At 68.2% G+C, this 22,230-nt stretch carries 23 protein-coding genes; 7 read left to right on the top strand and 16 right to left on the bottom strand.

Going from position 1 to position 22,230, the window contains the following annotated elements; all coding sequences use genetic code 11:
* Window positions 1-56 precede the first annotated feature (56 nt).
* The 5 genes from K8F61_RS13665 to K8F61_RS13645 are packed head-to-tail and all read right to left on the bottom strand — an operon-like array spanning window position 57 to window position 4,992.
* The gene (locus K8F61_RS13665) at window positions 57-743 is read right to left on the bottom strand and encodes a PIG-L deacetylase family protein (RefSeq protein WP_231819504.1); all 687 of its coding nucleotides are present in this window, start codon (window positions 741-743) and stop codon (window positions 57-59) included.
* A gap of 32 nt (window positions 744-775) precedes the next feature.
* Entirely contained in the window at window positions 776-1,663 is an 888-nt protein-coding gene (locus K8F61_RS13660) for a carbohydrate ABC transporter permease (protein ID WP_067246197.1), read from the bottom strand.
* On the bottom strand, window positions 1,660-2,631 hold the full coding sequence (locus K8F61_RS13655) for a carbohydrate ABC transporter permease (protein ID WP_084344538.1): 972 nt from the start codon (window positions 2,629-2,631) through the stop codon (window positions 1,660-1,662). Before K8F61_RS13655 ends, K8F61_RS13660 begins: the two co-directional genes overlap by 4 nt.
* A gap of 57 nt (window positions 2,632-2,688) precedes the next feature.
* Entirely contained in the window at window positions 2,689-3,999 is a 1,311-nt protein-coding gene (locus tag K8F61_RS13650) for an extracellular solute-binding protein (RefSeq protein ID WP_067246200.1), read from the bottom strand.
* Window positions 4,000-4,032: 33 nt separating this feature from the next.
* The gene (locus K8F61_RS13645; protein WP_231819503.1) at window positions 4,033-4,992 is read right to left on the bottom strand and encodes a GNAT family N-acetyltransferase; all 960 of its coding nucleotides are present in this window, start codon (window positions 4,990-4,992) and stop codon (window positions 4,033-4,035) included.
* A gap of 188 nt (window positions 4,993-5,180) precedes the next feature.
* Between K8F61_RS13645 and K8F61_RS13640 the strand changes: the two genes are divergently transcribed.
* Window positions 5,181-6,368 carry an exo-beta-N-acetylmuramidase NamZ family protein gene (locus K8F61_RS13640; protein ID WP_231819502.1) on the top strand — a complete coding sequence of 396 codons (1,188 nt, stop codon included), beginning with the start codon at window positions 5,181-5,183 and terminating at the stop codon, window positions 6,366-6,368.
* Window positions 6,369-6,372: 4 nt separating this feature from the next.
* Here K8F61_RS13640 and K8F61_RS13635 read toward each other — a convergent pair whose 3' ends face one another.
* From K8F61_RS13635 to rpmH, 11 genes are all read right to left on the bottom strand, one after another.
* Window positions 6,373-6,705 (bottom strand): tryptophan synthase subunit alpha, encoded by a 333-nt coding sequence (locus tag K8F61_RS13635; RefSeq protein WP_067246205.1) that lies wholly within the window; start codon window positions 6,703-6,705, stop codon window positions 6,373-6,375.
* Between the two features lie 101 nt (window positions 6,706-6,806).
* Entirely contained in the window at window positions 6,807-8,264 is a 1,458-nt protein-coding gene (locus K8F61_RS13630) for a sugar porter family MFS transporter (protein WP_231819501.1), read from the bottom strand.
* Between the two features lie 405 nt (window positions 8,265-8,669).
* On the bottom strand, window positions 8,670-9,665 hold the full coding sequence (locus K8F61_RS13625; protein ID WP_067246212.1) for a ParB/RepB/Spo0J family partition protein: 996 nt from the start codon (window positions 9,663-9,665) through the stop codon (window positions 8,670-8,672).
* Window positions 9,665-10,588, bottom strand: a complete 924-nt coding sequence (locus tag K8F61_RS13620; RefSeq protein ID WP_231819500.1) for a ParA family protein — start codon at window positions 10,586-10,588, stop codon at window positions 9,665-9,667. Before K8F61_RS13620 ends, K8F61_RS13625 begins: the two co-directional genes overlap by 1 nt.
* Before the next feature lie 181 nt (window positions 10,589-10,769).
* Window positions 10,770-11,162 (bottom strand): VOC family protein, encoded by a 393-nt coding sequence (locus tag K8F61_RS13615; RefSeq protein ID WP_231819499.1) that lies wholly within the window; start codon window positions 11,160-11,162, stop codon window positions 10,770-10,772.
* 48 nt (window positions 11,163-11,210) lie between these two features.
* Window positions 11,211-11,846 (bottom strand): 16S rRNA (guanine(527)-N(7))-methyltransferase RsmG, encoded by a 636-nt coding sequence (gene rsmG / locus K8F61_RS13610; protein WP_067246223.1) that lies wholly within the window; start codon window positions 11,844-11,846, stop codon window positions 11,211-11,213.
* 87 nt (window positions 11,847-11,933) lie between these two features.
* Complete coding sequence (locus K8F61_RS13605; RefSeq protein WP_418888050.1) at window positions 11,934-12,446, bottom strand: Jag family protein; 513 nt, start codon at window positions 12,444-12,446, stop codon at window positions 11,934-11,936.
* Complete coding sequence (yidC, locus tag K8F61_RS13600; protein ID WP_067246226.1) at window positions 12,443-13,519, bottom strand: membrane protein insertase YidC; 1,077 nt, start codon at window positions 13,517-13,519, stop codon at window positions 12,443-12,445. Before yidC ends, K8F61_RS13605 begins: the two co-directional genes overlap by 4 nt.
* A 3-nt stretch (window positions 13,520-13,522) precedes the next feature.
* Window positions 13,523-13,873, bottom strand: a complete 351-nt coding sequence (yidD, locus tag K8F61_RS13595; RefSeq protein ID WP_067246229.1) for a membrane protein insertion efficiency factor YidD — start codon at window positions 13,871-13,873, stop codon at window positions 13,523-13,525.
* A complete protein-coding gene (gene rnpA / locus K8F61_RS13590) occupies window positions 13,870-14,157 on the bottom strand; it encodes a ribonuclease P protein component (protein WP_231821559.1) in 288 nt (95 codons plus the stop codon). The genes yidD and rnpA overlap by 4 nt, the downstream gene beginning before the upstream one ends.
* Window positions 14,158-14,208: 51 nt before the next feature.
* Window positions 14,209-14,346 carry a 50S ribosomal protein L34 gene (gene rpmH / locus K8F61_RS13585; RefSeq protein WP_022879826.1) on the bottom strand — a complete coding sequence of 46 codons (138 nt, stop codon included), beginning with the start codon at window positions 14,344-14,346 and terminating at the stop codon, window positions 14,209-14,211.
* On the opposite strand from rpmH, the gene dnaA reads away from it, so the two are divergent.
* The 6 genes from dnaA to gyrB all read left to right on the top strand — a co-directional run bounded on the left by dnaA (window position 14,345) and on the right by gyrB (window position 22,225).
* Complete coding sequence (dnaA, locus tag K8F61_RS13580) at window positions 14,345-16,036, top strand: chromosomal replication initiator protein DnaA (protein ID WP_378822028.1); 1,692 nt, start codon at window positions 14,345-14,347, stop codon at window positions 16,034-16,036. The two genes, rpmH and dnaA, sit on opposite strands and share 2 nt — an antisense overlap.
* A gap of 572 nt (window positions 16,037-16,608) precedes the next feature.
* Complete coding sequence (dnaN, locus tag K8F61_RS13575) at window positions 16,609-17,748, top strand: DNA polymerase III subunit beta (protein ID WP_067246237.1); 1,140 nt, start codon at window positions 16,609-16,611, stop codon at window positions 17,746-17,748.
* Window positions 17,748-18,233, top strand: coding sequence for a GNAT family N-acetyltransferase (locus K8F61_RS13570; protein ID WP_231819498.1), 486 nt, complete (start codon window positions 17,748-17,750; stop codon window positions 18,231-18,233). The genes dnaN and K8F61_RS13570 overlap by 1 nt, the downstream gene beginning before the upstream one ends.
* A 46-nt stretch (window positions 18,234-18,279) precedes the next feature.
* Window positions 18,280-19,551, top strand: a complete 1,272-nt coding sequence (gene recF, locus K8F61_RS13565; protein ID WP_231819497.1) for a DNA replication/repair protein RecF — start codon at window positions 18,280-18,282, stop codon at window positions 19,549-19,551.
* The gene (locus K8F61_RS13560) at window positions 19,544-20,035 is read left to right on the top strand and encodes a DciA family protein (protein WP_067246249.1); all 492 of its coding nucleotides are present in this window, start codon (window positions 19,544-19,546) and stop codon (window positions 20,033-20,035) included. The genes recF and K8F61_RS13560 overlap by 8 nt, the downstream gene beginning before the upstream one ends.
* Window positions 20,036-20,152: 117 nt before the next feature.
* A complete protein-coding gene (gene gyrB / locus K8F61_RS13555) occupies window positions 20,153-22,225 on the top strand; it encodes a DNA topoisomerase (ATP-hydrolyzing) subunit B (RefSeq protein ID WP_084344540.1) in 2,073 nt (690 codons plus the stop codon).
* Window positions 22,226-22,230: the final 5 nt, after the last annotated feature.

Below are 22,230 nucleotides of genomic sequence, written 5' to 3'. Positions count from 1 at the left end.
CACGTCCGAAGGGTCCCGTCTCCGTGGAGACGGGACCCTTCGGCGTTCGGCGGGGGTCAGGGCCCGGCCAGCTCCGCGTGGTCGTTCGCGCGGACGAAACCGCAGGCACGGGTCGTCCCCGCCAGGCACCCCTTCGCGAGCATCAGCGCGCTGTAGTAGTCGATGTAGCGGAACCCGTAGGTCTCGCCCCGCGCGAAGGCCTGGCCCTGGATCGCCGCGCGCCACGCCTCGTAGGCCGCGTCCGGGATGTCGACGTACAGGTTCGGGACGAACCCCTCGGCGTCCTCCCAGTTGTCGGCGTGCAGGATCTGCGACACCCCGTGCCGGCCGTAGGGGCTCCCCACCGGGAGCGAGGCCAGGAACCGGGCGCGCTCGGCGAGGATCGCCGCGCGCTCGTGGTCGCGGTGGATCGAGTGCTTCCAGTGCGTGATGACGATCTCCGGCTTCTCCTGACGGATGATGTCGGCGATCTGCTCGGCGGCGCTGTCGTCGTCGGGGAGGAACCCGTCCGAGTAGTCCAGGACCCGGAACTCCGCGCCGATGCCGGCCGCGAACGCCTCGCCCTCGGCGACCTTTTGCGTCCGATACTCCTCCGGGGCGACGGTCGGGTGCCCGCGCTCTCCGTACGTGCACGCCAGGATGATCGCCCGATCCCCCTCCTGGACCATCTTGGCGAGGGTGGGTCCCGCCGTCAGGTCCATGTCGCCGATGTGCCCGCCGATCGCCAGCACCGTCCTGCCCATGTTCTGCTCCGTTTCTCCGTGGTCGGGGGTCGTCACTTCAGGCCGCTGAGCATGATGCCGCGGACGTAGTACTTCTGCAGGAAGAGGAACACCACCAGCACCGGGAGGGTGCTGATCACGATGCCCGCCATCACGATGGGCATCGTCCGGTTCGGGTCGATGAAGCTCTGCAGCATCTGGATGCCGACCGGGAGCGTCATCAGGTCCGGGTTGCTCGACGCGATCAGCGAGGACCAGATGTACTCGTTCCACTGGCCGACGAACGTGATGAGGCCGAGCGTGATCGCGACCGGCTTCGTCTGCGGCAGGATGATGCTCGCGAACAGCCGCCACTCCCCCGCGCCGTCGATCCGGGCCGCCTCCAGCATCTCGTTGGGCACGCTCAGCATGAACTGGCGCATGAGGAAGATGCCGAAGCCGCTGACGAGGAACGGCAGCATCAGGGAGACGATGTTGTTCGTCATGCCGCCCTCGCCGCCCTGCCCGAGGATGTTGTTCCCGCCGACGAGCGGCCAGTTCAGCATGATGAGGAAGTCCGGGATCAGCAGGAGGAACGGCGGCAGCATCATCGTCGCCAGCACGAACCGGAAGATGACGTCCCGCCCGCGGAAGCGCAGCTTGGCGAGGGCGTAGCCGGCCATCGCCGAGGTGATGAGCACGGAGACGGTGACCACCAGCGTCACCACGACGCTGTTGAGGAAGAGCTTGCCGAGCTGGAGCTGCTCCACCGCGCTGGCGTAGTTGTCCCACGTCCAGACCTCCGGGAGGAAGCGGTAGGGGAAGATCCCGTACTCACCCGGCCCCTTGAGCGAGCTGAACACCGTGTCCAGGAACGGGATGACCATGAGCACGCCGCCGATGGCGACGACGAGGTACGAGATCCAGGGGAACGGGTGCCGCCTGCTGCGCGATCGGCTCATTCGTCGTCTCCTCCGCCGCGACGGCTGATCCAGAGCTGGAGCAGCGTGATGATGAAGATGATGAGGAACAGCACCATCGCCATGGCGCTGGCCGTCCCCCAGGCGCCGAACTTGAACGCCTGCTGGTACATCTCGAACGCGGCGACGTTGGTGGCGTTGGCCGGTCCGCCGTCCTTGGTCATCACGATGATGAGCGCGAAGGACTGGAGCCCCGCGATGCACTGCGTGATGAACACGAACACCAGCGAGGGCCGCAGCAGCGGCAGGGTGATGCTCCAGAACGTCCGCCAGCTGCCCGCGCCGTCGAGCTCGGCGGCCTCGTACATGTTGCGGTCGATCGCCTTGATGCCGGCGGTGAGGATCAGCACGGCCGATCCGATCGAGGCCCACGCCTGCACGACCGCCACGGCGGGAAGGGCGATCGACGGATCCGACAGGAAGCCGATCGAGTTGACGCCGAGGGCGTTGAGCACCGCGTTGATGAGCCCGGCCGGCTGGTACAGCATCTTCCAGACGTTGCCGATCGCGACGACGGTCGCCACGACCGGGAGGAAGTAGAGGAACCGCCAGAACCCCTGGAGCTTGAGCCGTTCGATCAACTGGGCCACGACGAGGGAGCCGCCCACGGCCAGGATCACGGCGAGGAACGCGAACACGAACGTGTTGACGAGGATCGGCATCACGAACGTGCCGTCGAGGTTCAGGATGTCGGCGTAGTTCTGGAGCCCGATGAACTCGATCGTCGTGAGGTCGAACCCGCCCCAGTTCGACACCGACAGGAAGATCGCGAAGAACGTCGGCAGGATCAGGAAGACGGTGAAGAACAGCAGGGAGGGCGCCAGGAACAGGTAGCCGGCGCGCGCCTCCCGCCGGAACCGCCGAGAGCGGCGGGAAGGTGCGCCGCCGGGCCCGGCGAGCTCGCGCTCAGCCGCCGCCGGCGTCGGCACCATCAGGGTGGTGTTGGCCATCGGGTCTCTCCGTGGGTCGTGCCGGTGGCGGGGGCCGCTGCCCCCGCCACCGAGGGGTCACTTGACCTGCGCGTCGATCTCCGCGACGAGCTTCGAGAAGGTCTTCGCCGCATCGGCTCCGTTCACGAGGATCTCGTTGAGGGCCACGTTGGTCGACGTCTTCGCCTCGTACGCGTTCGGCGCGTTGGACTCGGCCATCGCGTAGTCGGCCGCGTCGTACACGGCCTTCAGGTTCGGGTCCTTCGCGAGGAACTCCGGCCCGAGGGTGGCCGCGTCGTCCTTGCGCGGCGGGATCAGGCCCTGGTCGGCGAGGAATGTCCCGAGCCCGGTGACGCCGGCGTCGGTCTGGTGCGAGTTCAGCCAGGACAGGAACTCCCACGCCTCCTTCTGGTGCTTGCTGCCGGAGTTCACGCCGGTGAAGAAGCTGTAGGCGAGGGAGCCGGTGTCGCCGGCCTTCGGCCCGGGCACGGGAGCGACCCCGACGTTGGCGTAGTCGTCGCCCATGGAGTTCTTGAGGCTTCCGATCCACCATCCCGCCTGGATCGCCATCGCCACGCCGCCGGTCGGGAAGGCCTTCGTCGGCATGATCGACGTGTCCGTGGCGCCCGACGCGGCCAGCTCCGCCTCGAGGGCCATCGTCTGCTCGGCGGTGTCGTCCATGGCCGAGGAGCCGTCGGCCGCGAGGAACTCCCCTCCGGCCGCGTCCAGCAGCGAGAGGAAGGGATGCACGGTGTGGTTGTCACCGTCCTGGATCACCGAGAGCCCCTGGACCGTCACGTTGCCGGACCCGTCCTTCTTGGTGGTGGCCTCGGCCGCCGCCTTCAGCTCGTCCCAGGACGCCGGAGGCGCGTCGTAGCCGGCCTCCTGCAGGAGCTTCTTATTGTAGAAGAGCGCGTATGTGTTGAACTCCGTCGGATAGCCGAGGATCTCGCCGTCGCCGGTCGTGACGGAGTCCAGGGCGGCCTGGCTGTAGTTCGTCTCGATGTCCTTCGCCACGTCCGCCGGGGGCTCCGCGAGCACGTTGTTCTTCGCCAGCTGGCCTCCCCACAGCGAGTAGGAGCTGAAGACGTCCGCCCCGCGGCCGCCGGTCTGGCGGACGTTGAGCGTCGTGAGCAGCTCGTCGAAGTTCACCGCCTGCGAGACGACCTGGATCTTCGGGTTCTCCTCGTTCCACTGGTCGATGAGCGCTCCGATGCCGCTCTTGAACGGCTCGCTGCCGTAGTGGCTCAGGAACGTGAGCTTCACGACGCCGTCGGCGGAGTCTCCCCCGCCCGCGCCGGTGCATCCGGCGAGCGCCACGGCCGCCGCACCGACGATCGCGACGGTCTTCGTCGTTCGTCCGAGCCGGCGAAAGGCCTTCGTCTTCATGGGTATTCCTCTCAGGGGTGCAGTGCGGGGGACTCAGGCGTCCAGGGTCGTGTGCATGATCGTGAACGTCCGGGTCACGGAGAATCCGGTCTTGAGGTAGAGGCGACCGGCCGGGGATTCCTCGTCGGTCCAGAGGAACCACGCGCTGTGTGCGCCGAGCGCGCGCATGCGCTCCAGCGTCAGGTGCAGGAGGATCTCGCCGAGACCGTTCCCCCGGCTCTCCGGGAGCACCCCGAACGGCCCGAAACGCTCGAGGACGTTCTCGTAGGTGCCGTGCATGGCCCAGCCGAGCATCGTGCCCTCGGGATCGCGGCACACCATGATCCGTTCGAGGGCCTGTCCGCCGAGGACGCCCTCGCGGATGCCGCGCGACCAGTCGGCGTTGAATCGGGAGCCGGCGATGTCGATGAGGTCGACGAGGTCGTCGCCCTCGGGCGAGAAGAACCGCCACCCCTCGCCGCGCAGGCGCTCGATCCGCTCCCGCACGCTCTCCGGCATCGCGTAGTCGTTGAGCGTCCGGTCCATGGCGACGGCGCGGTACTGGGTCTCGAAGCCCATCGTGCGGAGGAAGGCGGCCGCCTCGGGGTACCGCTCCTCGTCGAGTCCCGGGAGGAAGTAGTTCGGCGTGTACGACGAGAAGAAGACGCGGGAGACGCCCTGCTCGCGCAGCCACTGCAGTGCCCGGGTCATCAACCCCCGGGCGATGCCCGCGCGCCGTGCCTCCGGGACGACGAAGAAGAACGGGATCCACCCGGAGTCGGGCTCCAGGTCGGCGCCCTCCGCCGCGATGAGGCGGCGCACGGCGTACACGGCGCCGATGAGGCGGCCGTCCTTCTCGGCGACGAGGAGCCCGTGCGGATCGAAGTTCCGATCCAGCAGCACGAGGTCGCGGAACCGGTCATAGGTCACCCCGTCTCCGGGGGCCGAGCGGGTCCACGCATCGGCGAGCGCGGGGCCGTCCCCGGCTCGGAAGGTACGAAGGATTGCGTCCATGAAATCTCCTGCATCGAGCGACGTCGTCACGATGGTCACGAAACTACATTCCGATATGTGGGAGTGTCAAGAATTTTTCTTTCAGACACGGATCACGTAAATGAATTACCAAACGGAGCCCGTTCCTGCTAGAAAGGGGGCGGATCGACGGCAGCGCTCCGCCGTCCCCGAGCACCGAGAGGATGGCGATGATGCCGCGGACCAGGACCGGCGCCGAGATCGTCGCCGCTCAGCCCGAGCGGCTGAGCGGCGCGCGCATCGGGCTGCTCACGAACTTCACCGGCACGATGCCCGACCTCTCCCGCAGCGTCGACGCGCTCGCACGCGCGGGCGTCCCCCTCGTGCACCTCTTCGGCCCCGAGCATGGGCTCAGCGGCGCCGTCCAGGCCGGCGAGAGCACGAACGACGACCACGATCCCGGGACCGGCCTCCCCCTCAGCGACACCTACCTCGCCGACGACGACCGACTCGATGAGATCGTCTCGTCCTCCGGCGTCGACGCGCTGGTGTTCGACATGCAGGACATCGGCGTGCGCTTCTACACCTATGTCTGGACCATGTACGACGCGATGCGCACGGCCGCGCGCCTCGGGATCCGCTTCACCGTCCTCGATCGCCCCAATCCGCTCGGCGGCGCGGTGGTCAGCGGGCCGGGGATCACCGATCCGGCCTATGCCAGCTTCGTCGGGCGCGTCGACGTCCCGCAGCGGCACGGGCTCACCGCCGGTGAGCTCGCCCGGCTGTTCGTCGCGCGTGATCTCGCCGCAGAAGGCCTGGAGCTCGAGCTGGACGTCGTGTCGATGGAGGGCTGGGATCCCGCCCGCGACTTCGCCGCCACCGGGCTGCCCTGGGTCCCGCCGTCACCCAACATGCCGACGCTCGACACGGCGTTCGCGTTCGCCGGCACGGGCCTGTTCGAGGGGACGACCCTGAGCGAGGGACGGGGCACCACCCTTCCCTTCCAGCTCCTCGGGGCGCCCTTCCTCGATGAGCGTTTCGCGGCCGCCGCCCGCGAGCGCGACCTTCCCGGCGTCCTCGTGCGCGACGCCTGGTTCCAGCCGACCTTCCACAAGTACGCCGGGGAGACGGTCCGCGGCGCCCAGCTGCACCTCGTCGACCGGTACGCGTTCGATCCCGTGGCCACGGCGGTCGCGCTCCTCGAGATCGCCCACGAGACCGCTCCGGAACAGACCGCCAGCCTCGGTGCCGGGGAGAGGATCGACCCCGGCGACTCCGGATTCGCCCTCGACCGCCTCTGGGGATCGCCGGAACTGCGTCGGGCCCTGGACGGCTCGGCCTCGTTCGAGGCGCTCGATCTGCGCACCCGTCCGACCGTGGACCACTACGCCGAGGACGTGCTGATCTACGAGCGCTGAGGGGTCAGGAGGCGTTCCCGCGCACGGCGGCGTCCCACCGACGGTGGGAGGTGCGGTGCCCGAGGAACCGCCACACGACCGGCGTGAGCGGGGGGAAGTCCAGCGCGATCCGCCGGAGCACGCGGAAGTTCTCCTCCGGGTCCGGGCGCCGTTGCGACCCCAGGTCCTCTGCCCGCAGCAGCAGCACGACGAGCTCGTCCACCGTCGGCAGCTCCTCCATGAACTCCCACGGGTCCTCTCCCCCGTGCAGGCGCTCCTGGACGAGCACGGCGCGTTCGTCCGCCGCCTCGGCGCGGAGCACCTCGAGGCTCGCGCGTCGGGTCGGGGAGTCGGTCACCCGTCCAGCCTACGCGCCGGATCCGACACCGGACCCGTTCGGACGGGCGTCCTCCGCGCGCCGGACGCCTCGCTCGCGGAGTCCGGACACGCGGAGGACGGTCAGTGGATGGGCGCGACCACGTCCTCGCCCATGTCCTCGAGGGATCGGCCCTTCGTCTCGCGGACGAACCTCGTCACGAAGAGCAGGGAGAGCAGCGCGAACGCCGCGTACAGGCCGTAGGCCAGCCCGAGGGAGAAGTCCTTCAGCCCGGGGAAGGAGACCGTGATGAGCCAGTTGGAGACCCACTGTCCCGCCGCAGCCAACGACAGGGCGGCCGCGCGCATCCTGTTCGGGAACATCTCCCCCAGCAGGACCCAGACCACTGGACCCCAGGACATGCCGAACGCGATCACGAACAGGTTCGCCGCGACGAGCGCGATCGGCCCCGCCGCGCCCTCCAGCACCGGCGCGCCGTCGCGGACCGGTGCCGTCCCGAACACGACCGCCATGGTCGTCAGCGTGATCGTCATGCCGATGGATCCGATGATCAGCAGGGGCTTGCGGCCGATCCGGTCCACGGTGGCGATCGCGATCAGGGTCGTCAGGATGTTGATGGTGGCGCTGATCACGGTGAAGATGAATGCGTCACCCTCGGCGAACCCGACCGCCTCCCAGAGGATGTTCGAGTAGTAGAAGATGACGTTGATCCCGACGAACTGCTGGAACATCGACAGCAGCAGCCCCACCCAGACGATGCCGGCGACGCGTCCTGTGGGGCTCTTCAGGTCGCTCCACGAGGGCGCCACCGCCCGTTCCATCGTGTTCTGGATCCGGATGATGGTCGTCTCGATCTTCTCCGGGCCGAAGAGGGACGTGAGCACCGTGCGCGCCTCATCGACCCGGTGCTGGGAGACGAGGTAGCGCGGGGACTCCGGGATCGTGAGGGCGAGAACCCCGTAGACGACGGCGGGAACCGCCATCATCAGGAACATCCACTGCCATGCCCCCAGCCCGAACCAGAACGGCTCCGCCGACCCTCCCGCCGCGGACGCGATGAGGAAGTCGACGAGCAGAGAGATGAAGATGCCGGTCACGATGGCGAGCTGCTGGAGCGAGGCGAGACGGCCGCGCATCCGCGCGGGCGCGATCTCGGCGATGTAGGCCGGAGCGATGACCGAGGCCATGCCGACCCCCAGGCCGCCGACGATGCGTCCGACGACCAGGACCCACAGCTCCGGAGCGAAGCCGGTCACGAGTGCCGAGGCGAGGAACAGCACGGCGGCGATCTTCATCACGGCCAGCCGTCCGACCCGGTCCGCGACCCGACCTGCCGCCAGAGCGCCGGCGGCGGCGCCCAGGAGGGCGGAGGCGACGGCGAACCCCAGGGAGACGGGGTCAGCGTGGAACGTGCTCTCCACGGCGGCGACCGCGCCGTTGATCACCGCGCTGTCGTATCCGAAGAGGAATCCGCCGAGCGCCGCCACGACCGCGATCCTGACCACGCCCGCCGCGCGGCCAGATCCCTCCCCCTCGATCGACTCCGGCAGTCCGACACTGTCATCGCGCGCGTGCATCATCCGCTCCTCCTCGTCGACTTCGTCATCGCCGCCCCCCGGCGAGGTGTGAGTCGATTCGACACCCGAGAGCGTCGCGGGCGCAAGAGCGTCTCGGCGCGGCGCATCGATGCGCGGGTCGATTCTCCTCGGCTCCCCCGCGCGGCCCGTTTCACGTGAAACATCCCGCCCCGGTCGTTGAGCGACACTTCGACTCGCTGCGCTCCCCACCGGTCGTTGAGCGAGCGGAGCGAGACGAAACGGAGCAGGGTCGGCTCAGCGCGTTTCGTCTCGTCGCTGCGCTCCTCGCTCAACGACCGGAAGCGGCGACACGACCTCGATCTCACTGGGATGTTTCACGTGAAACGTCGTGGAGACGACCAAGGGGTGACCCTCGTCACGAGAGCCACCCCTAGCCGAACGAATCCCTCAGCGAGAGCCGAAGTTCTCCTCCCCCAGCTCGCCGAGGATGCGGTTGAGGTCCTGGATCGAGGCGAACTCGATCTTCACCTGCCCCTTCCGCGCGCCCAGCGCGATCTGCACACGGGTGTTGAGGCGGTCCCCCAGCTTGCCGGCGACCTCATCGAGATAGGCACGGCGGGCACCGGGCTGCGGCTTGGACCCCGCGGTGGATGCGCCCGCGGTGGCGATGTTCTTCGCCGCTTCCTCGGTCGCGCGGACGGAGAGGTCCTCATTCACCACCTTGTCCGCGAGCCGCTGCATGGCGTCCGCGTCGTCCAGGGAGAGGATCGCACGAGCGTGGCCCGCGCTGAGCACCCCGGCGGCGACGCGCTGCTGCACCGGGACCGGCAGCTTCAACAGACGGATGGTGTTGCTGATCTGCGGCCGAGAGCGCCCGATCCGCGTGGCCAGCTCCTCCTGCGTGATCCCGAAGTCCTCCAGGAGCTGCTGATAGGCAGACGCCTCCTCGAGCGGGTTGAGCTCGGATCGGTGCAGGTTCTCCAGCAGCGCGTCCCGCAGGAGGTCCTCATCCGCCGTCTCGCGCAGGATCGCCGGAATGCTCTCCAATCCGGCTTCGCGAGCCGCACGAGTGCGTCGCTCCCCCATGATCAGCTCGTAGGCGCCCTCGGCGTTCTTCCGCACCACGACCGGCTGCAGCACACCGAACTCTCGCACGCTGTGCACGAGCTCGGCCAGGTCCTCTTCCTTGAAGTGGGTTCGCGGCTGGCGCGGATTCGGGACGATCTCGTGCGGGTCGACGCGAATCAGCCGCGCACCCGGGACAGCCAGGAGGTCCTCCCCCGAATCCGTCTCCGCCGATGTAGCGGTGGATTCTGCGGCCGATCCTGCTTTGTCGTCCTTGATCTTCGCTCCGGGGAAGAACACGTCGACGGGGCGCTCGGTCTGCTCCGTCGTGGGGATCAATGCACCGATGCCCCGCCCCAGTCCTGTGCGCTTGGCCATCAGTTCCCCTTCTTCGTCGTGTTCGCCCGTTCGGCGATCTCCACCGCAGCCTCCTGGTAGGCGATCGCGCCCACCGACTGCCCATCGTAGGTAATCACGGTCTGCCCGAAGCTCGGCGCTTCGGAGACACGAACGGACCGTGGGATCACCGTCTCCAGCACCTCGTCGGGGAAATGCTCCCGGACCTCTTCTGCGACCTGTTGCGCGAGCCGCGTACGTCCGTCGAACATCGTGAGCAGGATCGTCGACAAGCGGAGCACCGGATTCAAGTGCTTCTGGATCATCCGGATGCTGCCGAGAAGCTGGCTGAGCCCCTCCAGGGCGTAGTACTCGCACTGGATCGGGATCATGACCTCCGTCGCGGCCGTGAACGCGTTGATCGTGAGGAGTCCGAGTGACGGCGGGCAGTCGATGATGACGATGTCCGTCGGGTTCTCGGCGAGGTAGTCGTGGAGGGCGGTGCGCAGCCGATGCTCTCGAGCCACCTGAGAGACCAGCTCGATCTCCGCGCCGGCGAGATGGATGGTGCTGGGCGCGCAGCGCAGCCGCGGCGATTCGGGGCTGTCCTGCACGACCGTCGAGAGCGGGGCGTCGTTGATGAGGACGTCGTAAATGCTCGGAAGATCAGCGGTGTGCGGCACGCCGACCGCCGTCGAGGCGTTCCCCTGGGGATCGAGGTCGATCAACAGCACGGACGCACCCAGCGCGGCCATCGCCGATGCGACATTGACCGCGGTCGTCGTCTTCCCGACCCCACCCTTCTGGTTCGACACCGTGAAGATCCGGGTCGGTCCGTCGAAGGATACGGTCATTCCCTCGAGCGCCTTGCGTCGCACCGTCAGATCCGCGAGTTCTCGGGCGAGCGGGGTATCCGACCCGAATCCCGCCGTCGTGCTCTTCTGGGACTGTTTCACGTGAAACATCCACTCCTTCTGGCTGGGGATCGATCGGCGCGATGCGCCTCTCCACTCTAATCGGCGATCCGCACACAGACGAACGAGGACCCGGACTGTGGCGACGTTTCACGTGAAACACCCCGTCGGCGCGGGCCCTGATCGACTGCAGCCCCCGCAACCCCATGTTTCACGTGAAACGGGCGGCCACTCACGTATCCGTCGCGACGATCTCCACCTTGAAGCCCGCACCGTTCTCCAGCCACCCCGCATAGTGGCTCGGCCCGCCCGCGTGGGGGTACCGATCGTGATACAGAGGCGTCCACCCGTGGGCAGGGGCACGACCCATCACTCTGTCGACCTCGTCCCCAGACCCGCCATCGAAGGCGAGGTGATTCACGCCGGCGCGGCGCCGGTCATGCGCAGGATCTTCGAGGGTCGGTGGCCGGGTGATCGTCAGGTAACACCCTTGGACCGCCCAGGTCTCCCCCTCGGGCCACTCCGACGAACGCTCGAAACCGAGGGCTCCGAGCAGCCACCGCCAGGGCGGGAGATCCGTGGCGAGGTCCCCCACCCAGATCTCCACGTGATGCAGACCGGTCATAGCGGGATCCCGTTCTCGCGCTCAGACGCTGCGGGGCCCGTGACCGGCTCAGGCCCGGACGCGCGCGCGGACCACGCGGGTCGTCTCCGCGAGGACGCCCTCGCCCAGGATCTCCACGCGCAGGTCGCTCACGCGGAACCGGTTCAGCTGCTTCTGCGCCGCATCGATCTCGTTCTGCACGTTGAGCCCCTTCAACAGCGCGAGCTCGCCGCCGTCCTTGACCAACGGGGCGGTGAGAGGGATCAGTGTGCGCATCGCACTGACGGCCCGGGCCGTCACCATGTCGAACGAACCGGAGCGCTTCACCTCCTCCGCCCTGCCGCGGAGGACCTCCACATTGCCGAGTTCGAGGGCGGAGACCTGCTCCGAGAGCCAGGTGACCCGGCGTTCCATCGGCTCGATCAGCGTCCACTGCACGTCCGGGCGCGCGATCGCCAACACGACACCGGGCAGACCCGCGCCGGACCCGACATCCGCGACCGATCCGTGGAAGAGCGGCGCGGCGATCGCGCTGTTCAGGATGTGCCGCGTCCACAGGCGAGGGAGCTCCAACGGCCCGATCAGTCCGCGCTCTTCCCCCTCGCGCGCCAGAGCCTCGGCGAACGACCGAGCCTTGGCGATCCCGTCCCCGAAGAGGGAGGCGGCCACACCGGGTTCCGGTTCGAGGATGGTGTCGGTGCTCATGTCAGGGCTTCACCTGTCCCGGGCTCTTCTTACAGACGTACGGCGTGCAGACGTCCACGTGCGAACAAGAGTGTTTCACGTGAAACGTCAGACGCGACGGATCACAGTGTGCCGCGAGGCACCCTCACCGTAGGACTCCGAGACGAGGCCGCGCTCGCCCACGATGTCGTGGACCAGCTTGCGCTCGTAGCTGGACATCGACGGCAAGGACGCCTGCGTGGCGCCCTCGTCGAGCTTCGCCACCGCGGCGTCGACGAGACGCTCGAGCTGGCGGCGCCGCGCGTCGCGGGATCCGCCGACATCGAGGATGAGTCGGGAGAACGAGCCGGTCTTGCTCTGCACCGCCAGTCGCGTCAGCTCCTGCAGCGCCTGCACCGTGTCCGGATCCGACAGCACGCGCAGCGAGTCGCCGTCCGCGTCCACCGAGACGTACGCTCGTCCCTGCTTCACGTCGAGCGTGAGATCGCCGTCGATGTCGGCGATGTCGAGAAGGCCCTCGATGAAGTCGGCCGCGACGTCACCCTCGTGCTCCAGATCTTCGACCTCCGGTGCGTCGTCGCCCGCGGTGGGATCCTCCACGGTCATGTCCTGCTCGGTCATGACGACTCCCCCTTCTTCTTCGCACGCTTCTTGCCCATCGGCTGCTGGCGCTTGGGGGCTTCCGCCTTGGCGCGCTCCGCCTCCTCGAGCATGCGCTTCTGCTCGGCCTCGTAGACCGAGATCGGAACGACCTTCCCGGACGAGTCGATGGCCTTCCCCTTGCGGGCGAGGCGCTCCTCGCGGGCCTTCGCCGCGTCCGACCCGGGGGTCGGCATCTCACGCAGGACGAGGAACTGCTGGCCCATCGTCCACAGGTTGCTGACGAACCAGTAGATGACGACGCCGAGCGGGAAGAACAGACCGGAGAAGATGAAGCCCAGCGGCAGCACGTAGAGCATGATCTTCTGCATCTGGTACGCCTGGCCGGTCTTGGCCTCGGGCGACAGGTTCTTCGAGATGATCTGCAGCTGCGTGAAGAACTGCGAGCCGATCATGAGGATCACGAGGACCACGAGGATGATCACCGTGAGCTCCCAGCCCGCCGGCTTGGTGTTCACCGCATCGATGAGGCTCGTGTGCAGCGGGGCGACGCCGAACAGCGTCGCATCGTAGAACTGCTTGGTGAGCTCGGCGCCGAGGAGACCGACGCCGCCCAGACCCGCCTCGGCGTGCTTCTTCACGTCGCTCAGCGTGTAGAACATGCCCAGCAGGAAGGGCATCTGCACGAGGAGCGGCAGACAGCTCGAGACGGGGGTCGTCCCGTGCTTCTTGTACAGCGCCATCGTCTCGCGGCTCATCGCCTCGCGACTGAGCTGATCCCGCTTGCCCTTGTACTTCTCCTGGACTTTCCGCAGTTCAGGAGCGATTTCCATCATCTTTCGCTGGCTCTTGATCTGCCGAACGAACAGCGGGAACACCGCCGCGCGGATCACGATCACGAGACCGACGATCGACAGCACCCAGGTGAGACCGGACGCGGCGGGAAGCCCCACCGCGGTCAGCAGCCAGTGCCACCCCACCAGGATCGCCTCGACGAGGAACTTGAACGGCCACATGATGATGCCGATCAGGTCGAAGCCTCCGCCGGAGCTCGGAGCCGGCGTGCTGGAGGCAAGCAGGATGTCTAGGCCCACCGTTCAGTCCTTTCGGGAGGGGACGACGAACCCTCGAGGGGTGAGAGCGTGTCGGAAGTTCGGGTGCGGCCGCACGTCATCCACACCGCCGCGAGTCCAGGGGTTGCACCGCAGGATGCGCCATGCCGCGAGCACCGCGCCTTTCGCGGCGCCATGCTGTTGCACCGCACATACAGCGTAGGCGGAACAGGAGGGATAGTACGCACACACGTCCCCGTACAGCGGCGAGATCACGGCCCGGTAGGCGGTGAGGAAGCCCAGGACCAGATTCCGCGGCACGAGCGGGATCGCTCGCAGCGCGTCCGGAGCGTGCAGATGCGCCGTGCCGCGTGCCGAGGCGGGGAGGGCGCTCATGCCGTGCTCCGCGCGAGCGCTCGCGTGACGTCGGTCAGCAGGTCAGCGAACGGCGCGTCCGCGGAACCGGGAAGAGCGCGGATCACCACGTCCGTTCCGGTGGGGACCCGGTCGAGGTTGCGCGCACAGACGTCCTTGAGTCGACGCCGCACGGTGTTGCGCACGACGGCGCCGCCCACCTGCTTGCTCACGATGAAGCCGAAGCGGGGAGCACGGTCCTCACCGGTGAACAGCACGGACGTCACCACTCGCGCACCGCCGTAACGCCTCCCGCGCCGGACCACCGTTCGGTAGTCGCTCCCGCGCGTGAGTCGATACGGGCGGGCGAGCACGACTTACGCCGAGAGCTCGGTGCGGCCCTTCGCGCGGCGGGCCGAGAGGATGGCGCGGCCGGCGCGGGTGCGCATGCGGGCGCGGAAGCCGTGCTTCTTGGCGCGACGACGGTTGTTGGGCTGGAAAGTGCGCTTGCTCATGAGTTACTCCGGGAGGGATGTCACCGGGATCGCTGCGGCCGGAGACGGATCGGATGCATGCCGAGATGGCATAAGTCAACCGATTAAGGCTACGACGTCGTCCCCCACATCGCAAACCGGCGAGGCGCAGAGCACCATTATCCACAACCTGTGGGAATCGTGGGGAAGGGACACGCAGCCGCGGAGTTCCGCGCGCAGGTTGCCCTCGGGGGCCGCTCTGACTAGCGTGGCACGAGCAGTTATCCACAGGCGGCTCCCCCCGATGCCCGCCGTTCCGAGCATCCGGAGCACCATGTCGTCAGACGCGCAGCCCGAGGTCCCCATCTGGAGCATCCTCCTCGACGCCCTCGCCCATGACGATCGCGTCACCCCGCAGCTCCACGGATTCCTCAGTCTCGCCGTCCCGGCCGGGGTCATGCAGTCCACGCTGTACCTCGACGTCCCGAACGATCTCACCGCCGCGCAGATCAACAAGCGTCTGCGCCTGCCGATCATGGAGGCGCTCGCGACGGCCGGCGACGAGGTCACCTCGTTCCGCGTCGTCGTGAATCACGAGCTCGCGGAGCAGCCGACGATGCCGATCCCCGTCGCCGACTTCGCCGGCAGCCGCCAGGAGCAGCAGCGGGCGGAGTCCCCGATCGAGCAGCCGACGCCCATCCGCCACGACTCACGGCTCAACCCGAAGTACACGTTCGACAACTTCGTCATCGGCCAGTCCAACCGCTTCGCGCACGCCGCGGCGGTGGCCGTCGCCGAGGCACCGGCCAAGGCGTACAACCCCCTGTTCATCTACGGCGACTCCGGCCTCGGCAAGACCCACCTCCTCCACGCGATCGGCGAGTACGCCCAGTCCCTCTACGCCGGGGTGAAGGTGCGGTACGTCTCGAGCGAGGAGTTCACGAACGACTTCATCAACTCGATCGCCAACAACCGGGGAGCCGCCTTCCAGGCCCGCTACCGCGACGTCGACATCCTCCTCATCGACGACATCCAGTTCCTCCAGGGCCGGGCGGAGACGCAGGAGGCCTTCTTCCACACCTTCAACCAGCTCCACGACCACAACAAGCAGGTCGTGATCACCAGCGATGTCGCCCCGAAGCTGCTCACCGGATTCGAGGATCGGATGCGGAGCCGCTTCGAATGGGGCCTCATCACCGACGTCCAGGCGCCGGACCTGGAGACCCGCATCGCCATCCTGCGCAAGAAGGCGCAGAGCGAGGCCCTGCACATCCCGGACGAGGTCCTGGAGTACATCGCCACGAAGGTGTCGTCGAACATCCGCGAGCTCGAAGGCGCCCTCATCCGCGTCTCGGCCTACGCCAGCCTCAACCGGTCGACCCTCGACATGTCCCTCGCCCAGACGGTGCTCCGCGACATCGTGGATCAGGCAGAGGACAACTTCATCTCGCAGACCGACATCATCACGGCCACCGCGGCGTACTTCAAGCTCACCGTCGACGACCTCTACGGCTCCAGCCGCTCGCAGCAGATCGCGACGGCCCGTCAGATCGCGATGTACCTCTGCCGCACGCACACCGAGCTGTCCCTGCCGAAGATCGGGCAGCTGTTCGGCAACCGCGACCACACCACGGTGATGTACGCGTACAAGAAGATCAGCGACCTCATGAAGGAGCGCCGCTCGATCTACAACCAGGTGACGGAGATCACCGCGCAGCTCGGCCGCCGCTGAGCGCCCCCGGCCGCGCCTCGCGCGGCCCGCGTCGTCGCGCCATGCCCGGGACGACGGATTTGACGTGCCGGGACGGCGTCGAGTATTCGGAATTGCACATGTGGATAACTTGTGGATGAATCTCGTCGGCCGGGGGTCCCGATCCCCATCCGCATCCCCGCCCTGTGGATAACCCGTCGAGGAGCGGATCGGGCGGTCCCCCTCCGATCCCACGGTTTCCGCAGGAAATCCACATGTCACACGCGTGTAGTTCCCTTGTCCCGTCAGGAATCCCCAGAGTTATCCACAGTATCCACAGTTGTTAACACCGTTAACGAGTTAACCCGGATGAGGTGGCTCGATCACCTCGGGGAGGCATGTGGGGGACGCCGCGCGGACGTGTCATTCCCCCTCCGCCGAAGCGGTTATCTTTCGCGAGCGCGAGCGCGCGCGACCACGCCCGGACGCCTCTGTCCCTGCGTCCAAGGTTCCGGAATCGGCATGTGTGCGGCTGGACTCGTGGCATAGCATGGGAGCCCGTGGCGTGCGCCATGAGGCGGCGACAGCCGTGGGACGACGACGAAGGAGCGACCGTGAAGTTCCAGGTCAACCGGGATGTGTTCAGCGAAGCCGTGTCCTTCGTCGTGAAACTGCTGCCGCAGCGCAACCCGCAGCCGATCCTCGCGGGCGTGCTGATCGAGGCGGACGAGAACGGTCTCACGCTGTCGGCCTTCGACTACGAGGCCTCCGCCCGCACGACCATCGAGGCCACCGTCGACGAGCCGGGCACGATCCTGGTGCATGGGCGCCTGCTGTCCGACATCGCCAGCCGCCTGCCGAACGCTCCGATCGAGATCGCGGTCGAGGAGGACGGCGGGGTCGCCGTGCGCTGCGGTTCCGCCCGCTTCACCCTCGCGGCGATGCCGGTCGAGGAGTACCCCTCGATCCCCGAGGTCTCCGGGACGTCCGGCGTGGTGCCGGCCGAGGACTTCGGCACCGCGATCGCGCAGGTCGCCTTCGCGGCCTCGCGTGACGACGTGACCCCGGTGCTGACGGGTGTGCAGCTCGAGGTCAGCGGCCAGCAGCTCAGTCTCGTCGCCACCGACCGGTACCGCGTGTCGCTGCGCGACGTCCCGTGGGACGGCGAGTCCGCCGAGCAGACGGCGCTCGTCCCCGCCCGAACGCTGCAGGAGGTCGGGAAGACCTTCGGCCACGCCGGCACGATCCAGATCTCGTTCTCCGGAGCGGGCGATCGCGAGATCATCGCGTTCACCGCCGGCAACAAGACCGTCACCTCGCTGCTCATCAAGGGGAACTTCCCGCCGGTGCGACGCCTGTTCCCCGAGCAGACCGAGCACCACGCCGTCGTGAACACCGCCGACCTCACCGAGGCGGTGCGCCGTGTCGCCCTGGTGCTGGACCGGTCGGCGCCGCTGCGGTTCACCTTCTCGAGCGACACCGTCACGATGGACGCCTCGGGCAGTGAGCAGGCGCGCGCATCCGAGTCGGTCGACGCCCACCTGCTCGGGGAGGACGTCACGCTCGGCCTCAACCCGCAGTACCTGCTGGAGGCGCTCGGCGCGGTGAAGAGCGAGTTCGTACGGGTGACCTTCACCTCCTCGGACAACGCCAACAAGCTCAGCCCGGTCCTGATCACGAGCCAGACCTCCGTCGACCAGGCGGGCCTGGACTCGTTCAAGTACCTCCTCCAGCCGAACCTCCTGCTGCGCTGATGTCCGGGCCGGCCGCGGTCGGCCTCGAGCCGATCACCCCGGCCACGGCCGCGCGGATCCTCTCGCGCGACGAGCGCACGGGCGACCGCTGGCACCCGCAGTACCCCTTCGAGGACGAACGGGGTCCGTTGCAGATGCTCGTCCGGGACCCGGATCCGGATCCGGTGTTCACGCTCTACGTCATCCGGGACGAGACCGGCGTCACCGTCGGCGGGTTCGGCTTCTTCGGTCCCCCGGACGAGACCGGGACGGTGGAGTTCGGATACGGACTGGTGCCCGCGGCCCGGGGGCGAGGGCGGGCGACCGGCGCGGTGACCGCGGGTCTGAGGATCGCGGCGGCCCACGGCGCGCTCCGTGCGATCGCGGACACCACCGAGGACAACGTCGCATCCCTTCGGGTGCTGGCCAAGGCGGGGATGATCGAGACCGCACGACGTGCGGGGACGGTGTTCTTCTCCCGCGAGCTCTCCGCGGGCGTCCGCTGACATCCGCGCGGAAGGGACGTCGGACCCGAAAGGTAATGTTGCTCGCGTGATCGTGGAGCACCTGAACCTCAAGGACTTCCGCAATTACGCCACCGCCGACCTGACTCTGCACCGCGGCCCGAACGTCCTCGTCGGCCGCAACGGCCAGGGAAAGACCAACCTCGCCGAGGCGATCGTCTTCCTCGCCACCCTCGGCTCGCATCGGGTCTCGTCGGATGCCCCGATGGTGCGTGACGGCGAGGAGGCCGCGTTCGTCCGAGCCCGGCTCGCCCACGGCGCGCGCACCGTGCTCGTGGAGGTGCAGATCAATCGCACAGGATCCAACCGCGCTCGGATCAACGGCGCGCCGGGGCGCACCGCGGACCTGCCGCGTTACGCGCACGTCGTCCTGTTCGCGCCGGAGGATCTGCAGATCGTCCGCGGGGACCCGTCGTCCCGTCGCCGTTTCGCGGACCAGCTGCTCATCCAGCGCACGCCGCGGATGGCCGCCGTGCTCGGCGACTACGACCGGGTCCTGCGCCAGCGCACGGCGCTGCTGAAGTCCGCCCGCGCCCGCGGGGTCCGCGGCGACGGGCTGTCCACCCTCGACGTGTGGGACGACAAGCTCGTCGCCCTCGGATCGGAGATCATCGACGCGCGCACCCGGCTGGCCGCCGATCTCCAGCCCCCGCTGACCGAGGCGTACGCCGCGATCGCGGGCGAGGACCACCGCCCCACGCTCCACTGGGCCCAGTCCATTCGCGGCGGGGATCCCGAGGAGGGAGTCGGGGGCGACGCCGAGGGCGGCGGCGGATCCGACGCCACGGCGGAGCTGTTCCGTGCGGCCCTGGCCGACAAGCGCGCGTCCGAGCTCGAGCGCGGGCTCACCCTCGTCGGCCCGCACCGGGACGACCTGATCATGCGCGTGCGCGACCTGCCGGTGAAGGGCTACGCCTCGCACGGCGAGTCGTGGTCCGTGGCATTGAGCCTGCGTCTCGCCTCCGCGGAGCTGCTGCGTCGCGAGTCCCCGGCGGGCGATCCGGTCCTGATCCTCGATGACGTGTTCGCGGAGCTCGACGCCGAGCGCCGTCGCCGGCTCGCGGGGATCACCGCCGGCTACGAGCAGGTCCTTGTCACGGCCGCGGTCGAGGCGGACATCCCGGATGTGCTGCACCGCCATGTCGTGCGGATCCATGCGGGTACCATCACGGACGAGCGTGAGGTGTCCGACGGGCGCGAGGGATCCGACGAGGCTCTCGACGTTTCGTCTCGCTCCGCTCGCTCGACGACCGAGACCTCCGCTGGCTCGACGACCGATGGGGAGGAGACGGATGGCTGATCTCGACGCCCGCGTCCCGGAGACGGTCGCCACGTACCTCCGCCTGCGCGGTCTCCAGCCCAGTTCGAGCACCTGGAAGCGCAAGAAGCGCCTCGTCGTCGACGACGACAACGCGCCGTTCACGCCCGGCCGGGACCCGGGGACCCTCGGCGACGTCCTCGCGAAGCTCAGCAAAGACTCCGGATGGGAGACGACCCTGAGCCGGGAGGACCTCGTCCGGCAGTGGGGAGAGCTCGCCGGGCCCGACACGGCGAAGCACTCGGAGCCGGTCTCCCTCGAGGGGGGTCTGCTGACGGTGAAGTGCGACTCCACGGCGTGGGCGAAGAACCTGCAGTACATGCGCGCCGTCATCGTCACCGAGATCGGCCGCCGTTACCCGGAGGCCGGCGTCGAGAACATCCGCTTCGTCGGGCCGGACGTCCCCTCGTGGAAATGGGGTCCCAGAGCCGTTCCAGGGCGGGGTCCGCGCGATACCTACGGCTGAGGCACGATCCATCCCGTTCCCGAAGGATTCAGACGCGCAGAAGGCCGTACAGCCAGCATCGGCGATCGATCCGCGATAAGATGGGGATCTAGATTTCGATGTGGAGCCTGCCTTCCGATGACGCCTGAAACCCCCTCCGACGAGAACGAGTCGAACCCGACCCCGTCGCCCCAGAACGCAGGGGGTTCCCAGACCCCGGACGCACCGCCTTCCGCCGAGTACGGCGCCGATTCGATCCAGATCCTCGAGGGTCTGGAGGCGGTGCGCAAGCGCCCCGGCATGTACATCGGGTCCACGGGACCGCGCGGTCTGCATCACCTGGTCTACGAGATCGTCGACAACTCCGTCGACGAGGCGCTGGCGGGCTACGCCGACACCATCGTGGTGACCCTGCTGGCCGACGGCGGCGTGCGGGTGGTCGACAACGGCCGCGGCATCCCGGTGGATCCGCACTCGTCCGATCCGACGAAGTCCACCGTCGAGGTCGTCCTCACGATCCTGCACGCGGGCGGCAAGTTCGGCGGCGGCGCCTATGCGGTCTCCGGCGGCCTGCACGGCGTCGGATCCTCCGTCGTGAACGCGCTGTCGACGCGCTTCGACGTGGAGGTCAAGCAGAAGGGCTTCGTCTGGCGGCACAGCTTCGCCGACGGCGGCGCCCCGCAGCAGAAGCTGGAGAAGGGCGAGGCGACCGAGGAGACCGGGACGAGCATCTCGTTCTGGCCCGACCCCGCCATCTTCCAGGAGACGGTGGAGTTCGACTACGACACGCTGCGCACCCGCTTCCAGCAGATGGCGTTCCTGAACAAGGGGCTGCGCATCGAGCTGCTGGACGAGCGCGAGGGCTCCACGGTCGAGGAGGAGGTGGACGGCACCGTCGTCACGCGCCAGCGCGCGGACGTCTTCCTCTACGAGCGCGGCCTCGTCGACTACGTCGAATACCTGAACCACGTCCGCAAGGCCGAGGTGGTCAACGACGAGATCATCGCGTTCGAGTCCGAGGACACGACGCGGAAGATCTCGCTCGAGGTCGCCATGCAGTGGACGACCGGGTACACCGAGAACGTCTTCACCTACGCGAACACGATCAACACGCACGAGGGCGGCACGCACGAGGAGGGGTTCCGCGCAGCGCTCACGACGCTCGTCAACCGCTACGCGCGCGCCAACAACATCCTCAAGGAGAAGGACGACAACCTCACCGGCGACGACGTCCGCGAGGGGCTGACCGCCGTCATCTCGATCAAGCTCGGCGAGCCCCAGTTCGAGGGACAGACCAAGACGAAGCTCGGCAACACCGAGGCGAAGGCCTTCACGCAGAAGGTCGTCGGCGAGGAGCTCGGCGACTGGTTCGACCGGAACCCCAAGCAGGCCAAGAACGTCGTGACCAAGGCGGTCGAGGCGGCGACGGCTCGTCTCGCCGCCCGCAAGGCGCGCGAGACCGCGCGGCGCAAGAGCGTCTTCGAGTCCACCTCGATGCCGGACAAGCTCAAGGACTGCACGTCCAAGGACCCGTCCATCAGCGAGATCTTCCTCGTCGAGGGGGACTCGGCCGGCGGTTCGGCGGTGCAGGGGCGTGACCCGCACACGCAGGCGATCCTGGCGCTGCGCGGCAAGATCCTGAACGTCGAGCGTGCGCGGCTGGACAAGGCCCTCGCCAACAAGGAGGTCCAGGCCATGATCCAGGCCTTCGGGACCGGGATCGGCGAGGACTTCGACCTGGAGAAGGCGCGCTATCACAAGATCGTGCTCATGGCCGATGCGGACGTCGACGGCCAGCACATCACCACGCTGCTGCTCACCCTGCTGTTCCGCTACATGCGCGGTCTCATCGAGGCCGGCTTCGTATTCCTGGCGATGCCGCCGCTGTACCGGCTCAAGTGGTCGAACTCCCCGCACGAGTACGTCTACTCGGACGCCGAGCGCGACGCCCTGCTGAAGGACGGCGCCGCGAACGGCAAGCGTCTGCCCAAGGACGCCGGCGTGCAGCGGTACAAGGGTCTGGGCGAGATGAACGCCAAGGAGCTGTGGGAGACCACGATGGACCACACGACGCGGACGCTGCGCCAGGTGACCATCGACGACGCCGCGGCCGCCGACGAGATCTTCAGCGTGCTGATGGGCGAGGACGTCGAGTCGCGGCGCAGCTTCATCCAGCGCAACGCCAAGGACGTCCGCTTCCTCGACATCTGATGAGC

This window comes from Microbacterium resistens (assembly GCF_021172025.1).
Classification (GTDB): domain Bacteria; phylum Actinomycetota; class Actinomycetes; order Actinomycetales; family Microbacteriaceae; genus Microbacterium; species Microbacterium resistens.
This window is presented reverse-complemented; position numbering and strand designations above follow the sequence as displayed.